Origin of the sequence: Pseudomonas sputi (assembly GCF_021603585.1) — a bacterium.
GTDB lineage: Bacteria > Pseudomonadota > Gammaproteobacteria > Pseudomonadales > Pseudomonadaceae > Aquipseudomonas > Aquipseudomonas sputi.
In genome coordinates this window covers 112,423-137,548 of sequence record NZ_BQHI01000006.1, presented here as the reverse complement: position 1 = coordinate 137,548, position 25,126 = coordinate 112,423, and the positions used below count along the sequence as shown (strand labels likewise).

Here is a 25,126-nt window from a genome sequence, read left to right as displayed (position 1 = left end):
TGGCGGCACTGGTTAACCTGACATTCAACAGGTCAACGGACTCTCCATCATGAAAACGCTTTCCATCTCGCTGAACACTGAAGACGATCCACGCTGGGCCGCTGTCCTGGCACGCGACGCTCGGGCGGACGGCCAGTTTGTCTACGCCGTGAAAACCACCGGCATCTATTGCCGCCCCAGTAGCCTGGCGCGCTTGCCGAAACCACAGAACGTCGAGTTCTTCGAGACCGCCGAAGAAGCCGAAGCCGCGGGATATCGCCCAAGCAGAAGAGTGAACAAGGATCAGACCGAAGTCGCAGCGCAGCATGCCGCCACCGTTGCGGCAGCCTGTCGTCAGATCGAGGCGTCGGACACCTTTCCGGCACTCAATGATCTCGCCAAAGCCGCCGGCCTGAGTGCCTTCCATTTTCACCGTATTTTCAAAACTGCGACAGGCCTGACTCCCAAGGGGTATGCCGCCGCGCATCGCTCGCGCCGGGTTCGTCAGCGTCTGGCAGACGGCGGCTCGGTGACCGATGCGCTGTACGACGCCGGTTTCAATTCCAACAGCCGCTTCTATGAGGCAGCCGATCGGGTACTGGGCATGAAACCCGGCGATTTCCGGGCCGCCGGGCAGAACAATGACATTCGGTTCGCCGTCGGCCAGTGCTCGCTCGGCGCCATTCTGGTGGCACAGAGCGCACGCGGGATCTGCGCGATTTTGCTGGGGGACGATCCGCACCAATTGGTCTGCGACCTGCAGGACCAGTTTCGCCGGGCCAACCTGATCGGCGCCGATGCCGAGTTCGAACAACTGATCGCTCGCGTCGTCGGCTTCATTGAGGCGCCCGCCATTGGACTGGATTTGCCACTGGACGTGCGCGGTACGGCGTTTCAGGAACGGGTGTGGCAGGCGCTGCGGGAAATACCGGTCGGCAGCACCGCCAGCTACGCGGACATCGCCCTGCGTATCGGCTCGCCAAAAGCCGTGCGCGCAGTCGCTCAGGCTTGCGGTGCCAACAGCCTCGCGGTGGCGATCCCCTGTCATCGCGTTGTGCGCAGTGACGGCAATCTGTCGGGCTACCGCTGGGGCGTGGAGCGCAAGCGCGAATTGCTCGAACGTGAAGGCAAAACCTGACAGTGATCAGCGATTCACATCCACCACCACCCGCCCTCGGAGCTGCCCCGCCAGCAACTTCGGTGCCGCGTCGATCGCTTCGCCGAGGCCGATCTCATGGCTGATCAGTGGCAACAGAGCAAAATCCAGGTCCTTCGCCAGACGATCCCAGGCCTCGATGCGGCGGGCCTTGGGCTGGGTCACGCTGTTGATTCCGGCCAGCGTCACGCCTCGCAAAATGAACGGCGCGACCGAGGCCGGAAAGTCCATGCCCTGAGCCAGACCGCACGCGGCCACGGTGCCTTCGGCCCGGGTGCTGGCGCAGGCATTGGCCAGCGTGTGGCTGCCAACCGAATCGATGACGCCCGCCCAGCGCTCTTTAGCCAGCGGCTTGCCGGGCAAGGACAGGGTGGCGCGATCAATGATTTCGCCAGCGCCCAGGTGCTTCAGGTATTCGTGTTCAGACACTCGACCGGTCGAAGCGACCACGCGGTAGCCAAGCTTGCTCAGCAACGCAATCGCAAAACTGCCAACGCCACCGTTGGCGCCCGTCACCAGCACTTCGCCCTGTTGCGGTGTCACGCCGTTGCGCTCCAGCGCCATGATGCACAGCATCGCCGTGTAGCCCGCCGTGCCGATGGCCATGGCTTGCGCAGCGGTGAATGCCTTGGGCAGCGGAATCAACCAGTCACCGTTCAGTCGCGCCTTCTGCGCCAGGCCGCCCCAGTGGTTTTCGCCGACGCCCCAGCCGTTGAGCAGCACCGCGTCGCCAACCTTGTAGTCCGGGTGTGAGCTGACTTCGACGGTGCCCGCCAGATCGATCCCCGGCACCATCGGAAACTTGCGCACCACCGGGCTGCTGCCGGTGATCGCCAGGCCGTCCTTGAAGTTCAGCGTGCTGTACGCGACATCCACTGTCACATCGCCCTGCGGCAACTGCTCGTCGCTGATTTCTTGCAGGTTGGCGCGATAACCGCTGTCGTCTTTGTCGATCAGAATACCTTTGAACATGACTGCCTCTTACCGGTGAAATTCAGGATGTCGAGGCATTGGAATAGCACATTGCAACATTTTGCCCCACTCGACCTTTAGCCAATCGGGCCCGAACACCGAGCCAGCGCCTGTTGTTCAAGCTACAAATCTGTGCTGGTCATGGGGGGTGGCTTTGCGTTAAAAAACCGGCTGCTACCGTCCCTGCCCTGTTTTGTCGTCGGAGAAGCTATTCCATGAGTCAATGGCCTGATACCCGCATTCTTGACCTGTTCGGCATCGAACTGCCGATCATCCAGGGCCCCATGGCCGGTGCCACGAATTCATCGATGGTCATCGCGACCTGTAACGCCGGTGGCCTCGGTTCAATGCCGGCGGCGATGCTGACCATCGAACAACTGCGCGAAGAACTGAAGACCATTCGCCAAGGCACGAACAAGCCGTTCAACGTCAACTTTTTCTGCCATCAACCTCCGGCCGCCGATGAGCAAAAGGCCCGTGACTGGAAAAAACTGCTGGAACCCTACTATCGCGAACTGGGTGTCGATTTCGATGCGCCAACGCCAGTATCCAATCGCGCGCCCTTCGATGCCGCTGCCTGCGAAGTGCTGGAAGAGTTTCGCCCTGAAGTGGTGAGCTTTCACTTTGGCCTGCCGGAAAAATCCTTGCTGGATCGGGTCAAGGCCACTGGTGCGAAAATCATCTCGTCGGCAACCACCGTCGACGAAGCGATCTGGCTCGAGCAGAACGGTTGCGACGCGATCATCGCCATGGGTTACGAGGCCGGCGGCCATCGCGGGATGTTTCTCAGCGAGGACCTGAGCAGTCAGGTCGGTACGTTTGCGCTGGTGCCGCAAGTGGTCGACGCGGTAAATGTACCGGTGATTGCAGCCGGTGCGATTGCCGATGCGCGCGGCGTGGCGGCCGCGTTCATGCTCGGCGCTTCGGCTGTTCAAGTCGGGACGGCGTATCTGTTTACCCCGGAAGCGAAAGTCAGCGCGTCGCACTACAAGGCCTTGCGCACCGCCAAGGAAAGCGAGACCGCGGTGACCAATCTGTTTACCGGGCGTCCGGCGCGGGGGATTCTCAATCGGGTGATGCGCGAACTGGGCCCGATGTCGGACAAGGCCCCGGCTTTTCCGCTGGCTGGCGGTGCCTTGATGCCGCTGCGTGCGAAGGGCGAAGCAGATTTCAGCAACCTCTGGGCCGGCCAGGCCTTCACGCTCGGCAAAGACCTCGGCAGCGCTGAACTGACCCGGCAACTGGCTGAAGGCGCACTGGCAAAACTGGCGCGATGATAAACCCCACCGGGTGAGGAACGCGGCGCCTCCACCCGGTTTCACAGCAGCGCTTCCTGTCTGGCGGCATTTCGCTATATATTTCGCTATATATTTCGCTATACAGCGTCTCATGCTCTCGCATCGGCGCAGTCTGCCTCTTCAATAACAACTGCCCACTGCACTTGCCACTCACGGAGCCGTTACATGATCAATCGTGTCTCACGTTTTGCCCCTGGCCTGCTCGCGGCATTCGCCATCGGTGCCGCTCAGGCCGACGAAGTGCAAGTCGCTGTCGCGGCCAACTTCACTGCACCGATCCAGGCGATTGCCGCGGATTTCGAAAAGGACACCGGGCACAAACTGGTCGCTGCATATGGCGCCACCGGTCAGTTCTACACCCAGATCAAAAACGGCGCGCCGTTCGAAGTATTCCTCGCGGCCGATGACACCACCCCTGAAAAACTCGAGAAAGAAGGCGACACCGTCAAGGGCTCGCGCTTCACCTACGCCATCGGCACGCTGGCGCTGTGGTCGGCCAAGGAAGGTTACGTCGATGCCAAAGGCGATGTTCTGAAGAAAAACCAGTACCAGCACCTGTCCATCGCCAACCCGAAAGCTGCACCTTATGGCCTGGCCGCCACTCAGGTGCTGGAAAAACTGCAACTGACCGACGCCACTAAAGCCAAGATCGTCGAAGGCCAGAACATCACTCAGGCCTACCAGTTCGTGTCCACCGGCAACGCCGAGCTGGGCTTCGTCGCCCTGTCGCAGATTTTCAAGGACGGCAAGGTCAGCGGCGGCTCGGCGTGGATCGTGCCGGCGAGCCTGCACGACCCGATCAAGCAAGACGCGGTGATCCTCAACAAGGGCAAGGGCAACGCCGCCGCCAAGGCGCTGGTTGATTATCTCAAAGGCCCGAAAGCCGCTGCGGTCATCAAGTCCTACGGTTATCAACTGTAAATGGCGCTGACGAGTGCCGATTTCGCGGCGATCTGGCTGACCCTGAAACTGGCGTCCCTGACCACCGTTATCCTGCTGGCCATCGGTACGCCGATTGCCCTGTGGTTGTCGCGCAGCCGTTCCTGGCTGCGCGGCCCCATCGGCGCGGTTGTCGCGCTGCCGCTGGTGCTGCCACCGACGGTCATCGGTTTTTATCTGCTGCTGGCGCTCGGCCCTAATGGCTTCATTGGCCATTTCACCCAGTGGCTGGGGCTCGGCACCTTGACGTTCAGCTTCACTGGCCTGGTGATCGGTTCGGTGCTCTATTCCATGCCGTTTGTGGTGCAGCCCTTGCAAAACGCCTTCTCCGCGATCGGCACTCGGCCACTGGAAGTGGCCGCGACATTGCGCGCCAATCCCTGGGACACCTTTTTCAGCGTGATCCTGCCTCTGGCTCGCCCCGGTTTCATCACTGCGGCAATCCTCGGTTTCGCCCACACCGTCGGCGAATTCGGCGTGGTGCTGATGATCGGCGGGAATATTCCCGACAAGACCCGGGTGGTTTCCGTACAAATCTACGACCACGTCGAAGCCATAGAATACGCGCAGGCGCACTGGCTGGCCGGGGCGATGCTGGTGTTTTCGTTTCTGGTGTTGCTGGCGCTGTATTCCAGCCGCAAGACCCGCGCGGGCTGGAGCTGATCGATGATTGATGCACGTCTGAAACTGACCTGGCCGGGCTTCAGCCTCGATGTTGACCTGCAACTGCCCGGGCGTGGCGTGACGGCACTGTTTGGTCAGTCCGGCTCGGGCAAGACCACCTGCCTGCGCTGCATCGCCGGGCTCGAACGCGCGCCGCAAGCTTTTATCCGCATCAATGACGAGGTCTGGCAGGACAGCGAAAAAGGCATTTTCGTACCGCCGCACAAACGCGCGCTCGGTTATGTGTTTCAAGAAGCCAGCCTGTTTGCGCACCTGTCGGTGCTGGCCAATCTGCAGTTCGGGCTCAAGCGCATCGCCAAGTCACAGCGCCGGGTCGACATGACCCAAGCCACCGAACTGCTGGGGATCGGCCATTTGCTGGATCGTCACCCGCAGCACTTGTCGGGCGGCGAGCGTCAGCGTGTCGGCATCGCCCGCGCATTGTTGACCAGCCCCACATTGCTGTTGATGGATGAGCCTTTGGCGGCCCTCGACAGTCAGCGCAAAAGGGAAATCCTGCCCTACCTGCAACGCCTGCATGACGAACTGGAAATCCCGGTGCTGTATGTCAGCCATGCTCAGGACGAAGTGGCCAGGCTCGCCGATCACCTGGTGCTGCTCAACGACGGCAAAGCGCTGGCCAGCGGCCCGATTGGCGAAACCCTGGCACGGCTCGATCTGCCGCTGGCCATGGACAATGACGCCGGAGTGATCATCGAAGGCCAGGTCAGCGGCTACGATGCCGACTATCAATTGCTCACCCTGCAACTGCCGGACTCGCCACTGAACATTCGCGTGACCCACGCGCCCATGACGACGGGTCAGAGCCTGCGTTGCAAGGTACACGCGCGCGACATCAGCCTGACCCTGCAAAACAGTGACTTCAGCAGCATCCTCAATCGCCTGCCGGTCACGGTCGTCAGCGAACAGCCGGCCGATAACGCCGCGCACGTGCTCATTCGCCTCGATGCCGGCGGGACACCCTTGTTGGCGCGCATCACTCGCTATTCACGGGATCAGCTTGGCGTGCATCCGGGCCAGTCATTGTGGGCCCAGATCAAGGCCGTCGCGGTGCTGGCGTAAACCCGCGGGCACGTCCGTCATGGTGTGCGGTCAATGGCTTTAACAGCCTGATTTGCCGCGAAGGAAGTCCGCCATGCCCGATACTGCGCTCACCGAAGTATTACCTTCGGACCTTCATTACGTCGATGACACGCAGCCCGGCATCACCCGCAAAAAGTTGCGCGGAAAATTCGCCTACTTCAATCCCGAAGGCCAGCACATCACCGATCCTGACGAGATCAAACGCATCAACGCACTGGCCGTTCCACCGGCCTACACCGACGTGTGGATTTGCGCCGACCCGCGCGGCCATCTGCAAGCCACCGGACGCGATGCCCGTGGGCGCAAGCAATATCGCTATCACCCACGCTGGCGCGAAGTGCGCGACGCCGACAAGTATTCGCGTCTGCGCGAATTCGGCCTGGCGCTGCCCAAGCTGCGCAAACAGCTGGAGGCACTGCTGGCATCGCCCGGATTCAGTCGCGACAAAGTCATGGCAACCGTTATCACACTGCTCGACGCCACGCTGATCCGCGTCGGCAATACGCAATACGCGCGGGACAATCGCTCCTACGGCCTGACCACCCTGCGCAGCCGGCATGTCGAGGTCAACGGCAGCGCGATCCTGTTCCAGTTTCGCGGCAAGAGCGGCATCGAACATCAGATCACAGTGAAGGACCGGCGCCTGGCGCGAATCATCAAGCGCTGCCTGGAAATTCCGGGGCAGAACCTGTTTCAGTATCTGGACGAAAATGGCGAGCGGCATACGGTCAGTTCTTCTGACGTCAACACCTACCTGCAAACCCTGACCGGCGCGGATTTCACCGCCAAGGATTATCGGACCTGGGCCGGCAGCGCCCTGGCGTTGGCGGTTCTGCGGGAGCTGCAATGGGAGTCCGAGGCCGAAGCCAAGCGGCATGTGGTCGAGATGGTGAAGGGTGTCGCCCGCCAACTGGGTAACACGCCGGCGGTCTGTCGAAAATGCTACATCCACCCGGCGGTGGTGGAACACTTCATGCTCGGCGCCCTGACCGAGTTGCCGAAACCGCGCATTCGCAAGGGCCTGCGCAAGGAAGAAGTCGCGCTGGCGCTGTTCCTTGAACGGATGGTCGAGCAGGCAGACGCGCCTTGAAGCCTGCGACCGTCTCGACTAGGCCACGCCCTCCTACCTCCCCAGGACGACCGCAGAAGTGAACAACCAAACCTTCAAAAATGTAATCGCGACACGCCGCTCATGGTGTTTGTCAGTGTTCACGACATTTTTTGGAGGTGGGCCTTGTGGCGAGCGAATCCTGCGCAGCTGTTGCTGCTGGATGAACCGACCCATCATCTGGTTCTGCCTTCGGTGGACGCATTCAAGCGGGCATTGCGGACATTTCCGGGCGCCATTGTCGTCGTTTCCCACGATCAGGACTTCCTTGAGGCGTTGAATCCGACTCACCACCTGCGCTGGCAGCGATCAGGCTGGCGACTGTACCCGACGAACTGACTTGTCTATTTTTTGCACGATTGTTCAGGCCTTCTATAGTTGATCTGGTAGGAATCAGCTGCGGTGACGCCATGGAAGACATATTCGTCGTGAAGCGCTGCAACAAGATCATCATCCACGGCCGGCGCGCCGGAGAAACGCTCCATGAGCCCGCCGAAGCGTTGGGCTGGTATCGCATCCGCGACACGCGAACCGGTGGTTTCATCGGCGATGGCTACGACCGGGAAGAAGACGCCCACAAGGAATGTCATCGGCTCAATGCCGCCAGCTCGCGAGTGTCCGCCGCCGAGTCGTCGGGCTGATAGCGGTCATTTACGGGTCTATACTCAAAATCAGCTGAAGGAGCAGCGCCCCAACGGCAGAAAGCTCGCCCCCAGCGGGCTTTTTGCTGCCACCGAGCGGATCAATGAACGGAGGTGCTCCATGTCCGAAAAAGAGTCCATCACCACTCTCCTTACCTTGCTCGAGGCCCGGGAGGCGCGTCTCGCGGCAGCCTGCAAAGAGATCGCCGACTGGGTCGATCATCAAGGCGGACACCCTACCGCCCTGCGCATCCGCGACCGGCTGAACGATATCGACAAGGACACCCCCCTGATTCGCAGTACTTTGTCGTCGCTCAAGCCTATTGATCGGCCGCTGCCACGCTTCAGGTAGGTCAACGATTCGCCTGCATGGAAGAACGCCCTTGGTCGTGGAAGGTCAAACCCTTTACACGTCACCAAGGAGACGTCTCATGGTCATTCATTTCAAAGTAGACGGGCATCTGGCCTGTGGGCACAAGGGCAACAACCTCTCCTCCAGCAGCGAACTCAATCGAGTGAAATGCCGCAGCTGCCGCAATACTGATGCGTACAAGGATGCCCGCAAAGATCAGCGCAATGCGGCGCGCCGCGCGAATCGCCACTCCAGAGCGGCCCACACGGCGTCCAACTGGCGTTCGGAATGGATCGAGCGGTTAACCGAAATGGCAGGGCTTCAGCGTTTGCCCAGAGGATTTAGCGGACAGGGGTTTGTCTGAACAAAAAAAGGGCCGATTGAATCGGCCCTTTTTGCTATTCGCTAAATACCCTTACGACCCGAGCCCGACGCTTACTTCGCTTGCATCACCTGGCAAACCCCATGGGCTTTGTTTTTGCCTGTATACGAAACATCAGGTGAGCCGTCGGGCATGATCGTCAGTGAGATAGTCACCCCGCTGCCTTTGGCCTCAAAGGCGTTATCGTTGAATTTCTTCAGCTTCCCTTCTTTGCCATTGATGTAAATAGGGCCACCCTTGTCTGCGTGGACCTCAATGTTTCCAGGGCATGTGGCGTTCAGCAGCGGGATCTGCGCTTGAGCCAGGCCTGAAGACATCAACAAAATGCCCAATAGCAGTCGCTTCATCATCAGTGTCCTTTGTTGGGTTGAGCGAGAAAGAAACACTAGCTCAATTCGTGCTCAATGCCGAACAGTCCGTATGAAACAGAAAGGAAAAAGTGTTGATTGCGAGGTGAAACGCCGAAAAGAGTTTTTCATTGCGGAAAAACAAAAGGGCTTGCATGAGGTATCTCATGCAAGCCCTTGATATTCATGGTGCCCGAAGCCGGAATCGAACCGGCACGCCCTTACGAGCGGGGGATTTTAAGTCCCATGCGTCTACCAGTTTCGCCATTCGGGCGGTAGCGCGGTGTTGCTTTACTCTGATCACGATTCACAGTCCCGACAGGAACTGCACGTCGGCGGCAGAGGGGGAAATATATACATCACTTCCCGGTGAAGCAAGTTTGCAGTTGCCGTTTCAAAGACTAAATCTTTCCGTGCAACGCAAATAAAAAAGCTCCGTAAATCATGGATCTACGGAGCTTGTTTAGAGTGGAGGCCGAGGTCGGAATCGAACCGGCGTAGGCGGATTTGCAATCCGCTGCATAACCATTTTGCTACTCGGCCTCAAAACATTTGCTGTCAGTAGCGCAACAACAAACGCTGTACAAACTGGAGCGGGAAACGAGACTCGAACTCGCGACCCCGACCTTGGCAAGGTCGTGCTCTACCAACTGAGCTATTCCCGCTTGGTGTGGCGCATTCTATAGATTCCAGATGCCCCGTCAACCCTTTGATTCAAAAAAGTTTTATTTCTTTTCAACATCGGTCTTCAGATGTGGCCAGGCAGCGCGAAGGTATTGAACCATCGACCACAGGGTCAGGCCTGCAGAGACCATCAGCAACGCATAACCGGTGAGAACCCAGAAACTGAAAGCCTTGGGGTTCGCCAGGAGGATTACCAGTGCAAGCATCTGCGCAGCCGTTTTCCACTTGCCCAGATTAGATACGGCAACATGAGCCCGGGCACCAAGTTCAGCCATCCACTCACGCAATGCAGAAACTACGATCTCGCGACCAATGATGACAGCCGCCGGCAGTGTGAGCCAAAGGTTGCCATGCTCTTGCACCAGCAACACCAGGGCAACAGCAACCATCAATTTGTCAGCGACAGGATCCAGAAACGCACCAAACGGCGTGCTTTGCTCCAGGCGTCGCGCGAGATAGCCGTCCAGCCAGTCCGTTGCCGCCGCAAAGGCGAATACCGAACTTGAGGCCAGATAGCTCCATTGGTAAGGCAGATAGAACAGCAGAATGAAGATCGGGATGAGCAGGACGCGGAGAACGGTAATCAGATTAGGGATATTCATCGGCACAACTGGCTACGAGGTGAATGGGCATTCTACTCACTATGCAGGTTTGCATAAATCGACTCTGCTAGCTTTTTGCTGATCCCCGGTGCTTTGGCGATCTCTTCGATGCTTGCACGAGACAGCTCCTGCAATCCACCAAAATGTTTCAACAAATCCCGACGCCGGGTCGGCCCTACGCCCGCTACACCCTCCAGCGTTGACGTACGGCGGGTCTTGCCGCGCCGTGCGCGGTGGCCGGTGATCGCAAAGCGGTGGGCCTCGTCACGAATCTGCTGGATCAGATGCAGTGCCGGCGAGTCCCCCCGCAAGGTAAACTCGTTTGCCGCATCATTCAGATACAAAGTCTCGAACCCCGCCTTGCGCGTGGCCCCCTTCGCGACCCCCAGCAGAATAAGATCCGGAACAGCCAGCTCGTTGAGCACATCACGCGCCATCGATAACTGCCCCTTGCCGCCGTCCACCAACAGGATGTCCGGCAACTTGCCCTCGCCCTCCTTCAGCTTGCTGAAGCGTCGGGTCAGGGCCTGATGCATGGCGGCGTAATCATCGCCCGCGGTCACGCCTTCGATGTTATAGCGGCGATAATCCGATTTGATCGCGCCTTCCGGGCCGAACACTACGCAGGAAGCCACCGTGGCCTCACCGCTGGAGTGGCTGATGTCATAGCATTCGAGCCGCTGCGGCGGTTCATCGAGGTTCAACACTTCAGCCAGTGCTTCAAAACGTGCGGCGACGTGTTGACGGTTGGCCAGCCTTGCGCCAAGTGCCTGTTCGGCATTGGTCACGGCCAATTGCTGCCAGCGCGCCCGCGTACCGCGCACCCGATGGCTGATGGTCAGCTCGCGTCCGCGCAGCGTGTGAATGGCCTCGATCAAGGCAGGAAAGTCTTCGTGCACGACATTGACGATCAACTCGCTCGGCAAGTCGCGCTCCGGACTGCTGATGAAGTATTGCCCCAGAAACGCAGCCATGACTTCGGCTACGTCTTCTTCGATCCCGACCTGGGGGAAGAAATTCTTGCTGCCAAGCACTCGCCCTCCCCGCACGCTGATCAGGTGGACACAGGCACCGCCCGGGTTGACGAACGCGGCGATCACATCGATATCACCCGTTCCGCCTTCCATGCTCTGCTGATCCTGCACTCGCCGCAGCAAGGCAATCTGGTCGCGCAGTTCGGCGGCACGCTCGAATTCGAGATTGATCGCAGCCTCTTCCATGGCCGTCGACAATTCATTGGTCAGCGCATGACTGCGCCCTTCGAGGAACATCACCGAGTGACGCACATCCTCGGCGTATACCTCAGGCTCGACCAGCCCGACACAAGGCGCCTTGCAACGTTTGATCTGATATTGCAGGCATGGCCGGGTCCGGTTTTTGTAGTAGCTGTCCTCGCACTGACGCACGAAGAACGTCTTCTGCAGAAGGCTGAGACTTTCGCGAATCGCCCCGGCACTCGGGTAGGGACCAAAATATTTACCCTTGGCCTTTTTAGCCCCGCGATGAATGCTCAGACGCGGGAATTGCCCGTCAGACAAGAAGACATAGGGATAGGATTTATCGTCGCGCAACAGGATGTTGTACGGCGGCCGCCACTCCTTGATCAGCGTTTGCTCAAGCAGCAACGCCTCTGTCTCGTTGGACGTGATGGTGGTTTCGACCTGAGCGATACGCCCGACCAGAGCCGCGGTTTTCGGCGCCAGGCCGGTCTTGCGAAAGTAACTGGCCAGGCGCTTCTTGAGGTTCTTGGCCTTGCCTACGTACAACAGACGCGCATCGCTGTCGAACATGCGATACACGCCGGGGCGCCCGCTGACGGTCGATAAAAAGGCGCCCGAATCGAATACTTCAGTCATGGTCAGAGGCTGGCATCAACCATGCCGTGACGGACCGCCAGAAGCGTCAGTTCGACATCGCTGCTGATCGAGAGCTTCTCGAAAATGCGGTAACGGTAGGTATTCACGGTTTTCGGCGACAGGCATAACTTGTCGGAAATGATCTGAACCTTCTGACAGCCGACAATCATCAACGCAATCTGGATCTCCCGTTCCGACAACGCATCGAACGGTGAGTCGTTGGTCGGCTGAAAGGACTTGATTGCCAATTGCTGGGCAATCTGCGGACTGATATAGCGCTGACCGGCAAACACCAGGCGAATGGCCTGAACCATTTCCGGCAACCCGGCGCCCTTGGTCAGATACCCCGCCGCACCGGCCTGCAACAAACGTGTAGGAAACGGATCTTCCTCACACACGGTGACCGCGACCACTTTGATGTCGGGATGGCTTCGCAACAGTTTGCGCGTGGCTTCGAGGCCACCGATGCCCGGCATCTTGACGTCCATCAGCACCACGTCGGGCTTCAACTCACGAGCCTTGATGAGGGATTCTTCCCCGGACTCGGCCTGACCTACCACCTGCAAGCCATCGATATCGGCCAGCATCCGTGTAATGCCTGTACGAACGAGATCGTGGTCGTCGACCACTAGCACCCTAATCAAGCAGACACCTCGCGATATGGTCTTATTGGGATGCCGGACACCTTAGCAAAAAGTGCGTGGCAGACCTAGCGGCAAGCGACATATAAAAAGTTTCAATTCTTCATCGAGGGCTTGCCAGCCGTGGGTTTCAGAGCACAGGTGTACTGAAATCGAGCTGCATTCGCAGGAAATACTCGTCCTCGCCCTGCACAAACATTCCCTTTCTTCGATACAGATTTTGCGCCGGATTGTTTTTGAACACCGTCAGGCGCAACGCCGGGCGTCGCTCCAGTCGAGCCATCGCAACAACCTGATCGATCGCCCAGGATCCCGCACCCTGGCCTTGAGCGCTTTCGACGATCTGCAATTCGCGGATATACAAGGCCCGAGCATCACGGCTCAGACTGAAATAACCCAACAATTCGTCTTCACGCAGGATCAACCAGTTTTCGCGCCCGGCCCAAGCGACATCGAACGCCTCGTCCTGCCACAGCAAGTCATAGTGAATGTAGTAACGGAGCATGTTTCGGCAAGTCAGCTCTCGCACAAACGACAGGTCGGCAGACGTTGCCTGACGCAATTTAAAGCCCATCTCTGCCTCGATCTTCTTCAAATCCATGCTCTTCTCTGAAAGCAGGTTCACAAAGCAGAGTGTGTCACACCCTGGCGAGCGCTCAACCCATAGAGCCCCACCTGCCACTCCGATAGCATTTTCTGATTGCTGACGCGCAGCAGCCTCTAGTAAGCTCGGCGCATTCATCGGAGACAGCTCATGTTCAACACCCTTTCACAGCTTCGTACCGCCGGCGCCCCGCGCTCGGTTGCGGCTGCCCGGGTGAACGGCGCCTGTGCTGCTCCAGCAAGCTTTTATTTTGGGTATTGGTTTAGCCACTGGCGCGCCTGATACCCACACGGCGCCCATTTGAACGGGTCGCCTACCAGAGATTTCTCAACCCCCGGTCGGCCTCCCGACCGGGGGTTTTGTTTTTTCAGGCCCGATTTTTTCTCAGCAACACACCAGACACTTTGAGGACTCATTCAATGAACTACGCCACTTATTACCGTTACGACAGTTTTACCGCCTGGCGATTTACCAACCTCCGCTCGGGACAACCTGCCGCCTCCGATCGGTCACCCACAGGTGGCAAGCCAACACACGTAGCCAATCCGGCCAATTGTCGAACACCCCAGCAGGGCTGAATGAGCGGGAAGCCCCCGCCATCCGCCCAGGAATACCGAATATGAACTCGTCCGTTTCTGCTCTGCCACTGTCCACCCTGAACCCTGCCAACGAAGCACTGACCCTGCGGCTGCCAAGTTCGCTGCAACTCAAGCAGCAACTGCCGCTCAGCAATGCACTGAGCAATCAAATCATTGCCCACCGCCAGGCCGTCCGAGCGATTCTCAATGGTGAAGATCAACGCCTCTTGGTGATCGTCGGCCCCTGCTCGATACACGACCCCGAGTCCGCACTTGAATACGCCGGGAAACTCGCACAATTGGCCAGCGAAGTCCGTCAGGACATGTTGCTTGTCATGCGCGCCTACGTTGAAAAGCCGCGCACCACCGTAGGCTGGAAAGGCCTGGCCTACGACCCTCATCTCGACGGCAGCGACGACATGGCTGCAGGCCTGACACTATCGCGCGAACTGATGCTGGAAATGATCCGCCTCGGGCTGCCGGTTGCCACTGAACTGCTGCAACCCATGGCCGCCGGATACTTCGATGACTTGCTGAGCTGGGTCGCCATTGGTGCCCGCACCACTGAATCACAGATCCATCGGGAAATGGCCAGCGGGCTTGGCATGCCGGTCGGCTTCAAGAATGGAACCGATGGTGGTGTCGCCATTGCAGTCGATGCGATGCGTTCGGCAGCTCATCCTCATCGCCATTTCGGCGTGGACAGCCAGGGCCATCCGGCAATCATCCCGACTCTCGGCAACCCGGATACGCATCTGGTGTTGCGGGGCGGACATCAGGGCCCGAACTATGACCGTGAAAGCGTTGCCAGGATAAACAGCGAATTGAACCGACTGAAAATCCCGAGCCGGATAATGGTCGACTGTAGCCACGCCAACAGCGGCAAGGATCCGCTTCGCCAGCCCGACGTGTTCAATCATGTGCTGGAGCAGCGCTTGCAAGGCGACCGTTCGCTGATCGGCATGATGCTTGAATCGCACCTGTTCGAAGGATGCCAACCCCTGAGCGAGTCGCTTCGCTACGGCGTTTCGGTTACCGATGGCTGCCTCGGGTTCGAGGCTACGAAACAATTGTTGCTGGACGCCACACACCGTCTGCGAAAACAGACATCGGCCTGATGATGAGCACCGCCCTTCGCCGAGTTTCAATGGAGGGCGGGCTACTTCGGCATCGATGGGTCAAGCCTGAACACGCACCAGGGTCACCCCGGATTCCTGACTGACATCATCCAGCCGCTCAACCGAGTAGGACAACCGTACAACAGTGTTCGCATGCTCGCGCCAGAACCGGTAAGGCACGATGAAGACCAAAGGCTGCATGGCCATCCCTTCGATGATTTCCCGGTCGTCCCTATGGAAGAACGATTCGCCGTCGCACTTGAGATAAACCAGCTCGCCCTCCTCCACCTGCGCATCACTTATCATCACGCTGATGCCATCGGCAGCGTCCTGCATATCAAGCACGCCGTCCTCCGCTTCAAGCACCCGGGGTGCCGGTAGCTCGCCTCGTGTCAACGGAGCGATGCTGACCCGCGTAACGCCTGACTCACGAACGGCTCCGCTTTTCTGCTCGACACGGTAGCGGACCGACACCTCGCCGCCTGAATGCGGGGCGATGAATTCGGGCGCGACACCGAACACGAGGGGCTGACCGACAGCAAAGAATTCAACGATCAGGTTGTCTCGAAACGACGCCTGCGGTGAAGGCCCCTGCCAGATCAACTCCACCCGGTCGCCTGGCCCCATCCCGGCATAGGGTTGAAGGATGGCGGTCGTTCCGTCGGGTACGCGAGCCGGATCGAGGCAGCCTCGGACGGCATCCTCAACGAGGACCGGTAACAGACTGTAGCGGACGTCTCCGACGTCCAGTTGTATGCGCGACGAAGAGACAGGCGCCGATCTGGAGACACTGTTCAATGTCCAGAAAACCTCCAGCGTGCCCCCGTCCAGCGCGGCAATGTGGACGTCCCGCACGATCAGAACGATGTCTTTGCCCACCTGCCTTTCACTGACAGATCTCGCAACCTCGTGGCGATACGGCAAGCCTTCCATATCGAGACCATGCCAGCTCAGTACGACCCTGTCCCCGCATGCCATTTCAGGCCAGGGCGCAATCCGCACGACAACCTTGCTCAATGACGGGTCAACGACAGCGCCGACTATCGAGTCCAGTGTGGGCGCCGGCAACGGCAAAGCCCCTGCGCCCTCCCGACACAGTCGGAACGACTGAAGGCTGTCATCTCCCCTCCATGTGTCCTTTTCTTGCAGGTCTTGCAGGACCGTTGCTTGTACATCATTCATCAGTCGCCTCTCCATTCCCTGGAAATGACACGTCGCCTGAGCGCTGCGTCGAAGAGCCTCTATTTAAACCGCTTAACCCTCAATCGGATGTCAGCTCCTCACCGCTCAAGCCATGGCCAAACGCACTAAAGGAAGTAGGCAAAAAGGGGGAAAGTACTTTCGATGAGGTGGGAGCTGTCTGAATGTTCCGAAGTGGAGTTCATGCAGAAGTGAACATTCATACACGCATTGATCCAGTTTCCAACACATGATGGCGATTCTTCAGGCATCCCAAGGCGCACGACTGTTTTAGAGTGACACGCAGAAAACATCGACGATCATCTGCGATCAAGGACGAAAAATGCTACTAAATGCGACAACCAATCATCCCATTCTTTTGGTGCATGGCCTGTTCGGATTCGAGCGCATTGGCCCGTTCGAACTGTTCCACGACGTCAAGCAGGCGCTCAAGGCTGCCGGCGCGCAGGTGTTTGTGCCTCATCTGTCGGCCATCCATGACAATGAAATTCGCGGGGAGCAACTGCTCTTGCAAATCGACACGGTGCTGAGAGGCACAGGCGCGACCAAAGTCAACCTGATCGGTCACAGTCAAGGCGCACTCGCAGCACGCTATGCTGCAGCGCTAGCCCCACACAACGTTGCATCCGTTACGTCGGTCAGCGGGCCAAATCACGGTTCGGAACTGGCGGACTTTCTGCGCAAGGCGCTGGTACCTGGAAGACTGCCGGAGGTCGTGGCACAGAATGTAGCGACCCGGTTCGCCGATTTTCTGTCCCTGCTCAGCGGGCAGAAGGCATTGCCGCACCGCGCACTGGCGGCGCTGGGGGCCTTGACGACGGAGGGCGTCGGCAACTTCAATGACAAATACCCGCAGGGTCTGCCCGAGGTCTGGGGCGGTCACGGTGCAGAATGGGTCAATGGCGTTCGCTATTTTTCGTGGAGCGGTGTCGTGCCGCAATTCGAAGGGCCGTCGCTCGACCCTGTCCAGAGCATCTGTCGCGCCCTCTCGGAATACTTTATTACAGAGCTCGCCCAGAACGACGGACTGGTCGGACGCTTCAGCTCTCACCTGGGCACCGTGATCCGCTCAGACTACTCCCTCGATCATTTGCACACTCTGCGGCGATCCAGCGGACAACCTGCCATGGCTGACGACGCCATAAGTCTCTATGTCGAGCATGCCTTGCGCCTTCAGGCCGCTGATCTGTAGATGTCACATCAGACGAGCGAACGGAACTTTGCCGAGAAATCGGCCACTGAATCCGGTAGGCTCCCCCCTTTACTGATTTGATTGGAGAGTGTTCCCATGGCTAAAGCCACTGCCCGCCACATCCTGGTTTCCAGCGAAGCCAAGTGCAACGAACTCAAGGCCCAGATCGAAGGTGGCGCCGATTTCGCCGAAGTGGCCAAGGCCAACTCCACCTGCCCGTCCAGCCGTCAGGGCGGCGATCTGGGTTCGTTCGGCCCTGGCCAGATGGTCAAGGAATTCGACACCGTGGTATTCAGCGCGCCGATCAACGTCGTGCAAGGCCCGGTCAAGACCCAGTTTGGCTACCACCTGCTGGAAGTCACCAGCCGTCAGGACTGATCCCTGCCCGACCTGCTGCGCAACGGCCCGCCTGATGGCGGGCCGTTTTGTTTCGGTTACACCACACCGCTGGCGAACCGCGCGCCGCTCGCGTACAAATTGCGCTTATCGATTACCCGGCTTTAAGGCTGACAATGCGACTGGCTTTCCCGACTTTGATGTTCACTGCCGTGACCCTGCTGCTTGGGATCACTGGTGTGGACGCCGCACCGCAGCACGCGATGACCGTCTATGGCGAACCGGCAAAGTACCCGCCCGGTTTCAGTCACTTCGATTACACCAACGCCCAGGCTCCCAAGGGCGGGACGATGCGCCGCTCGGCCATCGAGATCGGCCACTTCGACCATGTCCTGCCGTACATCGACAAAGGCATCGGCGTCAGCCAGATCGACGGCTTGCTGTATTCCCCGCTGGCCCAGCGCTCGCTCGACGAGCCCTACACCGTATACGGTCTGGTGGCGCAGAAAATGGAACGCTCGGATGACGGCCTGTCCCTGCGCTTCTTCATCAACCCCAAGGCCCGCTTCGCCGATGGCAAACCGATCACCGCCGAAGACGTGCGTTATACCCATGATTTGCTGATGACCCAGGGCAGCCTGCGTTATCGCACCCAGTTCGCAGACGTCAAAGGCGTCGAAGTGGAAGCCCCGCTTACCGTACGCTTCGATTTCAAAAACAACGAAAACCGCACCCTGCCGCTGGACATCGCGACCCTGCCGGTATTTCCCGAACATTGGTGGAAGACCCGGGACTTCGCCGGCGGTGGCGGCTATGAACCGCCGCTGGGCAGCGGTCCGTATCGGGTGGGCAAAGTCGACTCAGGGCGCAGCATCACCTTTGAACGCAATCCCGACTGGTGGGGCAAGGACCTGCCGGTCAGCCGCGGCCTGTACAACTTCGACCATTTCAGCATCGAGTACTTTGGCGACACCGACGTCGCCCGCCAGGTCCTGCGCGGTGGCGCCTACGACTACAACCGTGAATTCTCCGCCACCGGCTATTCCATCGGTTATGACAGCCCGGCCCTGAGCGACGGTCGCCTGCAAAAGGCTCACTTGGCCACCGAAGCGCCGCAGTCGGCACAAGGCTTTGTGTTCAACCTGCAAAAGCCGATGTTCCAGGATCGCCGGGTACGCCAGGCGCTGGCCATGCTCTGGGATTTCGAATGGAGCAACCGGCAGATGATGCGCAACATGTACATCCGCCAGCAGAGTTACTTCTCCAACACTGATCTCGCCGCCCGACGGCTGCCGGATGCTGCCGAACTGAAGATACTCGAGCCCTTGCGCGGACAGATTCCCGACGAGGTGTTCACCCAGGTCTTCGAAGCGCCGAAAACCGATGGCAGCGGCATTATCCGCGACAAGCAACTGCAAGCGCTGGAGCTGCTGGAACAGGCCGGCTGGAAACCCGATGGCGACCAGTTGGTCAACGCCCAGGGCGAGCCGTTGAGCTTCACCTTCCTGGTCAGCCAGAACGGCATGGATCGCCTGCTGCTGCCGTACAAGCGCACCCTGAAACAGATCGGCATCAACCTCGACATCCGCCGCATCGACGCCTCGCAGTACGTCAACCGCCTGATGAGCCGCGACTACGACATGATCGTCACCGGTTACCCAGTCACCACGTCACCCGGCGCTGAACTGTTGAACTACTTCGGTTCCGCATCGGCCAACGACCCCGGTGCCAACAATTACATGGTGCTGAAGAACCCGGCGGTCGACACCTTGATCAACGGTCTGATCCGCGCCTCGACCCAGGCCGACATGCTGCGTTACGCCCATGCACTGGATCGGGTACTGCAATGGAACTACTACTGGATTCCCAACTATTACCCGCCGGGCACGTCGACCGTGTGGTGGAACCGCTTCGGCATTCCCACTGTGCAGGCAAGCAATGACGAAGCGATCGAGAGCTGGTGGGAAATCAGCCGTACGCCGCTGACCAACCAGCAAATGACGGCCGAGAAAATCAGCCGTGGCAGACCCGGAGGGCCGCACTGATGTGGGCTTACATACTGCGGCGCCTGCTGCTGATCATCCCGACGCTGGTGATTATTCTGCTGGTCAACTTCGTGATCATCCAGGCCGCGCCGGGTGGTCCGGTGGAACAGGCCATCGCCCACTTGCAAGGCATCGGCGGCGCCGGTGTCGGCGGCGGTGCGAGCGAGACCATGAGCGGCACCTCCCGCGCCAGTCGCGGCCTCGATCCGCAGCTGATCAAGGACATCGAAAAGCAGTACGGTTTCGACAAGCCGGCCCATGAACGCCTGTGGCTGATGCTCAAGAATTACGCGCAGCTGGACTTCGGCAAGAGTTTCTTTCGGGGCGCTACAGTCACCGACCTGATCCTGCAAAAAATGCCGGTCACCCTTTCCCTCGGGCTGTGGGCGACGTTGATCACTTATCTGGTGTCGATCCCGCTGGGCATTCGCAAGGCCGTGCACCACGGCAGCCATTTCGATATCTGGAGCAGCACGGCGATCATCATTGGCTACGCCATGCCGGCATTCCTGTTCGCGATGTTCCTGATCGTGGTGTTCGCCGGCGGCACATCGCTGAACTGGTTTCCGGTACGCGGGCTGGTGTCCGACAACTTCGAATCCCTGTCGACGCTGGGCAAGATCACCGACTACTTCTGGCACCTGGTGTTGCCGGTCACGGCGCTGGTGATCGGGGGTTTCGCCACCCTGACCATCCTCACCAAGAACTCGTTCCTCAATGAAATCACCCGGCAATACGTGGTCACCGCGCGCGCCAAAGGCCTGAGCGAAAACCGGGTGCTCTATGGACACGTGTTCCGTAACGCGATGCTGCTGGTGGTGTCGGGCATTCCCCAGGCGTTCATCAGCGTATTCTTCGCCGGTTCATTGCTGATCGAGGTGATCTTCTCCCTCGACGGCCTGGGGCGCATGAGTTACGAAGCGGCGGTGTCCCGTGACTATCCGGTGGTGTTCGGCTCGCTGTTCATCTTCACCCTGTTTGGCCTCCTGATAAAACTGATCGGCGACCTGTGCTACACCCTGGTCGACCCGCGTATCGACTTCGCCGCGAGGAATGCCTGATGTTCAAGCTCTCGCCTCTGGGCCGTCGCCGTTTCGAACGCTTCAAGAAAAACCGCCGGGGCTGGTGGTCACTGTGGCTGTTCATCGGCCTGTTCCTGCTCAGCCTCGGCGGCGAACTGATCGCCAACGACAAACCGTTGATGGTCAGCTATCAGGGCCAATGGTACTTCCCGGTGTTCAAGCGCCACACCGAACAGGAGTTCGGCGGGCAACTGCCGTTCCAGGCCGATTACCGCAGCGACTATGTGCAGAAGCTGATCCGCAAGGACGGTGGCTGGCTGCTGTTTCCGCCAATCCCGTTCAGTGACGACACCCCGAACTACGACCTCGACAAACCGGCTCCGAGCCCGCCGACTTCGGTCAACTGGCTGGGCACCGACGATCAGGCGCGCGACGTGCTGGCTCGAGTGATTTTCGGCGCACGGGTGTCGATCCTGTTCGCCCTGATGCTGACCTTCGTCAGTGCCCTGATCGGCATCGCGGCCGGTGCCCTGCAGGGCTATTACGGGGGCTGGGTCGATCTGTTGGGCCAGCGCTTGCTGGAAGTCTGGTCGGGGTTGCCGGTGCTTTACCTGCTGATCATCCTGTCAGGCTTCGTCGAGCCGAACTTCTGGTGGCTGCTGGGGATCATGGCGCTGTTTTCCTGGCTGGCGCTGGTGGACGTGGTACGCGCCGAGTTTCTGCGCGGGCGCAACCTCGAGTACGTCAAGGCTGCGCGAGCCCTGGGCTTGAGCGATCGCAAAGTGATTGTCCGGCACATCCTGCCCAACGCGATGAACGCGACACTGAGCTACCTGCCCTTCATTCTGACCGGGGCGATTTCCACTCTGACCGCACTGGATTTCCTCGGCTTCGGCATGCCCGCCGGCAGCGCGTCGCTGGGCGAGCTGATCGGTCAGGGCAAGCAGAACCTGCAGGCGCCGTGGCTCGGCTTGACCGCGTTTTTCACTTTGGCGCTGATTCTTTCCCTCTTGGTATTCATCGGCGAAGCGTTGCGCGATGCCTTTGACCCGCGTTCATGAACGGATCCTTGATATGTCTGACAACCTGATCGAAATCCGTGATCTCAGCGTCGCCTTCCATGGCCAGACCGTGGTGCGCAACCTGTGCCTGGACATCCGCCCCGGCGAATGCCTGGCACTGGTCGGCGAATCGGGTTCGGGCAAGTCGGTGACCGCCCACTCGATCCTGCAACTGCTCCCTGAGTGCGATGCCCGGACCACCGGCAGCATCCGTTACCGCGGCGAAGAACTGGTCGGCGCCGAACCCAAGACCCTGCGCGACCTGCGGGGCAACCGCATCGCCATGATTTTCCAGGAGCCGATGACCTCGCTCAATCCGTTGCACACGATTGAAAAGCAGATCGGCGAAACCCTGTTGCTGCACCGAGGCCTCGGCGGCAAAGAGGCTCAGGCGCGGATCCTCGAACTGCTCGAACTGGTCGGTATTCAGAAGCCCAAAGAACGGCTGAAGGCTTATCCGCATCAACTGTCCGGCGGCCAGCGGCAAAGGGTGATGATCGCCATGGCGCTGGCCTGCGAACCTGAACTGCTGATCGCCGACGAGCCCACCACGGCCCTCGATGTGACCGTACAGCGCAAGATCCTGTTATTGCTCAAGTCCCTGCAACGGCGCCTGGGCATGTCGCTGCTGCTGATCAGCCATGATCTCAATCTGGTGCGTAGCATCGCCCAACGTGTATGTGTGATGAAGGCCGGGGAAATCGTCGAGCAGGCGCCGTGCGAAACCCTGTTCACCGAACCGAAACACCCTTACAGCTGCGTGCTGCTCAACGCCGAACCGGAAGGCGAAGCGCTCCCGCGTGACGAACGCGAAAATGTGCTCGAAGTCGCTGACCTGCGGGTTGATTTCACGGTCGGCGGCGGGTTGTTCCAGCGCAAGCAATACCTGCGTGCGGTGGACGGTATCAGCCTGAACATCCAGCGCGGCAAGACGCTGGGCATCGTCGGCGAGTCCGGTTCGGGCAAGTCGACGCTCGGCCAGGCGATCCTGCGCCTGCTCGACTCCAGGGGCAGCATTCGCTTCCAGGGCACGGCGCTCGACGGCCTCGACCAGAAACAAATGCGACCATGGCGCCGGCAGATGCAGGTGGTGTTCCAGGACCCGTTCGGCAGCCTCAGCCCACGCATGTCAGTGGCGCAAATCATCAGCGAGGGACTGGAAGTGCATTGCCAGTCCACCGCCGACGAGTGCGACGATCAGGTGATCCGCGTGCTCAAGGAAGTCGGGCTCGACCCGGAAAGCCGCCATCGCTATCCCCACGAGTTTTCCGGTGGCCAGCGGCAACGCATTGCCATCGCCCGGGCGCTGGTGCTCAAACCGGCGCTGATCCTGCTCGACGAGCCGACGTCGGCACTGGACCGCACGGTGCAGAAACAGGTGGTCGCCCTGCTCCGCCAGCTTCAGGAAAAACACGGCCTGACCTACCTGTTCATCAGTCACGACCTGGCCGTGGTACGCGCACTCGCACACGACATGATCGTGATCAAGGACGGCAAGGTGGTCGAAAGCGGCGCCAGCCATGACGTGTTCGATTCACCGCAGCATCCCTATACCAAAGAGCTGTTGGCCGCGGCGCATCCGGGATAGGCATAATCGCGCCACCTGACTTCCGCCGATGGACGCCGCCATGAACACCACCGAAAGCCTCAAGGATTACCAACGAGTTCGCACGCTGGCGATCCGTTCGTTGTTCGAGATCATCGAGCAATCCAGTGAAGGCACGGTGATTGTCGACCGCGATGCAAACATCGTCTGGATGAACGAGCGCTACGCCCGGCGTTTTGGTCTGGAGTCTGCGGCCGGGGCCATCGGCAAGCCTTGCGAAAGCGTGATCCCTGGCAGCCTGCTGCGCGAAGTGGTGCGCACCGGTCGACCGATTCTGCTGGACATGCAGGACACCCCGAAAGAACCGCTGGTGGTCATGCGCCTGCCGATCCATGACGACGCCGGATCAGTGATCGGCGCCATCGGTTTTGCCCTGTTCGACGAACTGCGCACGCTGTCGCCGATGCTCAAACGCTACCTGAGCATGCAGGAAGAACTGGCCTCGACCCGTTCGCTGCTGCGCGCAAGGCAGACCAAGTACAACTTCGCCCACTTCATCGGCACCAGCGCTGCCAGCCTGGAAGTCAAACGCCGTGCCCGTCGCAGCGCCAGTGCCGAGTCGCCGGTTCTGTTGCTGGGCGAAACCGGCAGCGGCAAGGAATTGCTGGCGCAGGCCATCCACGGCGCTTCGCCCCGGGCGCACAAGGCGTTCGTCAGCATCAACAGCGCGGCGATTCCGGAAGCATTGCTCGAAGCCGAGTTCTTCGGCACCGCCCCGGGCGCCTTCACCGGCGCCGACCGCAAGGGCCGCACCGGCAAGTTGCAGATCGCTCAGGGCGGGACCTTGTTTCTCGACGAGATCGGCGACATGCCGCTGCCGCTGCAAAGCAAATTGCTGCGTGTATTGCAGGAAAAGGAGTTTGAACCCGTCGGCTCCAACGACGTGATCCAAAGTGATGTGCGGGTGATTGCTGCGACTTCGACGGATCTGGAGGCGGCGATCAAGCGCGGCGAGTTCCGCGCCGACTTGTACTACCGCCTCAACGTCCTGCCGATTCAGGTGCCGCCGCTGCGGGAACGGCTGGACGATCTGCCGGCGCTCAGTGAGGCGATTCTCGAAGAGTTGCGCAGCCAGCATGAACTGAATCGCGAAGCGCTGGAGCTGCTGGGGCAGCATGCCTGGCCGGGGAATATCCGCGAGCTGCGCAATGTGCTGGAGCGGGCGGCATTGCTCAGTGATGACTTGATACTCACAGCGGATGACATTCGTGCCGCGATTGGCACGTTTACACCGGTTGAGCGAGCACTGGCGCCTTTGTCAGAGCCGACAACCAGCGAGACCTTCAGCCAGGCCCGTGAGCGGTTTGATCGACAGTTGATTCAATCCACCCTTGCGCAATGCGGGGGCAAGGTGACTGAGGCGGCCGCGCGGCTGGGGCTTGGGCGCTCGACGCTTTACAAGAAAATGATTGCTCTCGGAATCGCAGAGTCTCAATAAAGAGACATCATTCTCCATAGAGGGACAACATCAAAAGCGTCGCGGGCAAGCCCGCTCCCACAGAGGAATTCGCTCAACTGTGGGAGCGGGCTTGCCCGCGAAAGCGTCCTCTCAGTCATAGAAGTCTCCAAACCGAGACAAAACCCCAGAGACCGCCGCCAAAAATCAAACTAACTCCTTTTATTTCAACAACTTAATTAGC

24 protein-coding genes, 3 tRNA genes and 1 pseudogene are annotated in these 25,126 nt (G+C 59.6%); 18 read left to right on the top strand and 10 right to left on the bottom strand.

The annotated features are described in order from the left end of the window. The first annotated feature begins 49 nt into the window (after positions 1–49). A complete protein-coding gene (gene ada / locus L6D81_RS11015; RefSeq protein ID WP_236179069.1) occupies positions 50–1,117 on the top strand; it encodes a bifunctional DNA-binding transcriptional regulator/O6-methylguanine-DNA methyltransferase Ada in 1,068 nt (355 codons plus the stop codon). A gap of 6 nt (positions 1,118–1,123) precedes the next feature. On the opposite strand, the gene acuI is transcribed toward ada, so the two are convergent. Then, positions 1,124–2,107 (bottom strand): acrylyl-CoA reductase (NADPH), encoded by a 984-nt coding sequence (acuI, locus tag L6D81_RS11010; RefSeq protein WP_236179068.1) that lies wholly within the window; start codon positions 2,105–2,107, stop codon positions 1,124–1,126. Positions 2,108–2,322: 215 nt separating this feature from the next. Between acuI and L6D81_RS11005 the strand changes: the two genes are divergently transcribed. The 9 genes and pseudogenes from L6D81_RS11005 (at position 2,323) to L6D81_RS10965 (ending at position 8,576) form a co-directional block, all read left to right on the top strand. After that, on the top strand, positions 2,323–3,384 hold the full coding sequence (locus tag L6D81_RS11005; RefSeq protein WP_236179067.1) for an NAD(P)H-dependent flavin oxidoreductase: 1,062 nt from the start codon (positions 2,323–2,325) through the stop codon (positions 3,382–3,384). Between the two features lie 186 nt (positions 3,385–3,570). Continuing rightward, positions 3,571–4,326 carry a molybdate ABC transporter substrate-binding protein gene (gene modA / locus L6D81_RS11000; RefSeq protein WP_236179066.1) on the top strand — a complete coding sequence of 252 codons (756 nt, stop codon included), beginning with the start codon at positions 3,571–3,573 and terminating at the stop codon, positions 4,324–4,326. Next, positions 4,327–5,007 (top strand): molybdate ABC transporter permease subunit, encoded by a 681-nt coding sequence (gene modB, locus L6D81_RS10995; RefSeq protein WP_236179065.1) that lies wholly within the window; start codon positions 4,327–4,329, stop codon positions 5,005–5,007. It begins immediately after the preceding gene. A gap of 3 nt (positions 5,008–5,010) precedes the next feature. Next, positions 5,011–6,090 (top strand): molybdenum ABC transporter ATP-binding protein, encoded by a 1,080-nt coding sequence (gene modC / locus L6D81_RS10990; protein ID WP_236179064.1) that lies wholly within the window; start codon positions 5,011–5,013, stop codon positions 6,088–6,090. A 73-nt stretch (positions 6,091–6,163) separates the two neighbouring features. Continuing rightward, complete coding sequence (locus L6D81_RS10985) at positions 6,164–7,201, top strand: DNA topoisomerase IB (protein WP_236179063.1); 1,038 nt, start codon at positions 6,164–6,166, stop codon at positions 7,199–7,201. A 141-nt stretch (positions 7,202–7,342) separates the two neighbouring features. Next, positions 7,343–7,558: pseudogene (locus L6D81_RS10980) on the top strand (ABC transporter ATP-binding protein); the annotation flags it as partial. Between the two features lie 71 nt (positions 7,559–7,629). Further along, complete coding sequence (locus tag L6D81_RS10975) at positions 7,630–7,860, top strand: hypothetical protein (RefSeq protein ID WP_236179062.1); 231 nt, start codon at positions 7,630–7,632, stop codon at positions 7,858–7,860. Between the two features lie 121 nt (positions 7,861–7,981). Beyond that, positions 7,982–8,212: a hypothetical protein gene (locus tag L6D81_RS10970; protein ID WP_039768768.1), complete on the top strand. Its 231-nt coding sequence runs from the start codon at positions 7,982–7,984 to the stop codon at positions 8,210–8,212. 79 nt (positions 8,213–8,291) lie between these two features. Then, positions 8,292–8,576: a hypothetical protein gene (locus L6D81_RS10965; RefSeq protein ID WP_236179061.1), complete on the top strand. Its 285-nt coding sequence runs from the start codon at positions 8,292–8,294 to the stop codon at positions 8,574–8,576. 71 nt (positions 8,577–8,647) lie between these two features. Here L6D81_RS10965 and L6D81_RS10960 read toward each other — a convergent pair whose 3' ends face one another. The 8 genes from L6D81_RS10960 to L6D81_RS10925 all read right to left on the bottom strand — a co-directional run bounded on the left by L6D81_RS10960 (position 8,648) and on the right by L6D81_RS10925 (position 13,298). Beyond that, complete coding sequence (locus L6D81_RS10960) at positions 8,648–8,941, bottom strand: hypothetical protein (RefSeq protein ID WP_236179060.1); 294 nt, start codon at positions 8,939–8,941, stop codon at positions 8,648–8,650. A gap of 187 nt (positions 8,942–9,128) precedes the next feature. Beyond that, positions 9,129–9,215: transfer RNA gene (locus tag L6D81_RS10955), tRNA-Leu, on the bottom strand. Positions 9,216–9,410: 195 nt separating this feature from the next. Continuing rightward, positions 9,411–9,484: transfer RNA gene (locus L6D81_RS10950), tRNA-Cys, on the bottom strand. A 46-nt stretch (positions 9,485–9,530) separates the two neighbouring features. Continuing rightward, a tRNA-Gly gene (locus tag L6D81_RS10945) sits at positions 9,531–9,606 on the bottom strand. Between the two features lie 60 nt (positions 9,607–9,666). Then, on the bottom strand, positions 9,667–10,227 hold the full coding sequence (gene pgsA / locus L6D81_RS10940; RefSeq protein WP_236179059.1) for a CDP-diacylglycerol--glycerol-3-phosphate 3-phosphatidyltransferase: 561 nt from the start codon (positions 10,225–10,227) through the stop codon (positions 9,667–9,669). Between the two features lie 32 nt (positions 10,228–10,259). Beyond that, the gene (uvrC, locus tag L6D81_RS10935; RefSeq protein ID WP_236179058.1) at positions 10,260–12,083 is read right to left on the bottom strand and encodes an excinuclease ABC subunit UvrC; all 1,824 of its coding nucleotides are present in this window, start codon (positions 12,081–12,083) and stop codon (positions 10,260–10,262) included. A 2-nt stretch (positions 12,084–12,085) separates the two neighbouring features. Beyond that, complete coding sequence (gene gacA / locus L6D81_RS10930; protein ID WP_032829778.1) at positions 12,086–12,727, bottom strand: response regulator transcription factor GacA; 642 nt, start codon at positions 12,725–12,727, stop codon at positions 12,086–12,088. 127 nt (positions 12,728–12,854) lie between these two features. Next, complete coding sequence (locus L6D81_RS10925; RefSeq protein WP_236179659.1) at positions 12,855–13,298, bottom strand: GNAT family N-acetyltransferase; 444 nt, start codon at positions 13,296–13,298, stop codon at positions 12,855–12,857. A 649-nt stretch (positions 13,299–13,947) separates the two neighbouring features. On the opposite strand from L6D81_RS10925, the gene L6D81_RS10920 reads away from it, so the two are divergent. After that, positions 13,948–15,024, top strand: coding sequence for a 3-deoxy-7-phosphoheptulonate synthase (locus tag L6D81_RS10920; RefSeq protein WP_236179057.1), 1,077 nt, complete (start codon positions 13,948–13,950; stop codon positions 15,022–15,024). A gap of 60 nt (positions 15,025–15,084) precedes the next feature. On the opposite strand, the gene L6D81_RS10915 is transcribed toward L6D81_RS10920, so the two are convergent. Next, positions 15,085–16,206 carry a hypothetical protein gene (locus tag L6D81_RS10915; protein ID WP_236179056.1) on the bottom strand — a complete coding sequence of 374 codons (1,122 nt, stop codon included), beginning with the start codon at positions 16,204–16,206 and terminating at the stop codon, positions 15,085–15,087. Between the two features lie 340 nt (positions 16,207–16,546). Here L6D81_RS10915 and L6D81_RS10910 point away from each other — a divergent pair, with 340 nt between their 5' ends. From L6D81_RS10910 to L6D81_RS10880, 7 genes are all read left to right on the top strand, one after another. After that, a complete protein-coding gene (locus tag L6D81_RS10910; protein ID WP_236179055.1) occupies positions 16,547–17,416 on the top strand; it encodes an esterase/lipase family protein in 870 nt (289 codons plus the stop codon). Between the two features lie 96 nt (positions 17,417–17,512). Beyond that, positions 17,513–17,794 (top strand): peptidylprolyl isomerase, encoded by a 282-nt coding sequence (locus tag L6D81_RS10905; protein ID WP_007952068.1) that lies wholly within the window; start codon positions 17,513–17,515, stop codon positions 17,792–17,794. Positions 17,795–17,928: 134 nt separating this feature from the next. Continuing rightward, on the top strand, positions 17,929–19,797 hold the full coding sequence (locus L6D81_RS10900; protein WP_236179054.1) for an extracellular solute-binding protein: 1,869 nt from the start codon (positions 17,929–17,931) through the stop codon (positions 19,795–19,797). Beyond that, a complete protein-coding gene (locus tag L6D81_RS10895) occupies positions 19,797–20,858 on the top strand; it encodes a microcin C ABC transporter permease YejB (protein WP_236179053.1) in 1,062 nt (353 codons plus the stop codon). The genes L6D81_RS10900 and L6D81_RS10895 overlap by 1 nt, the downstream gene beginning before the upstream one ends. After that, positions 20,858–21,880, top strand: a complete 1,023-nt coding sequence (locus L6D81_RS10890) for an ABC transporter permease (protein WP_236179052.1) — start codon at positions 20,858–20,860, stop codon at positions 21,878–21,880. The genes L6D81_RS10895 and L6D81_RS10890 overlap by 1 nt, the downstream gene beginning before the upstream one ends. A 13-nt stretch (positions 21,881–21,893) precedes the next feature. Next, on the top strand, positions 21,894–23,468 hold the full coding sequence (locus L6D81_RS10885) for an ABC transporter ATP-binding protein (protein WP_236179051.1): 1,575 nt from the start codon (positions 21,894–21,896) through the stop codon (positions 23,466–23,468). Between the two features lie 40 nt (positions 23,469–23,508). After that, positions 23,509–24,924: a sigma-54 interaction domain-containing protein gene (locus L6D81_RS10880; RefSeq protein ID WP_236179050.1), complete on the top strand. Its 1,416-nt coding sequence runs from the start codon at positions 23,509–23,511 to the stop codon at positions 24,922–24,924. Positions 24,925–25,126 lie beyond the last annotated feature (202 nt).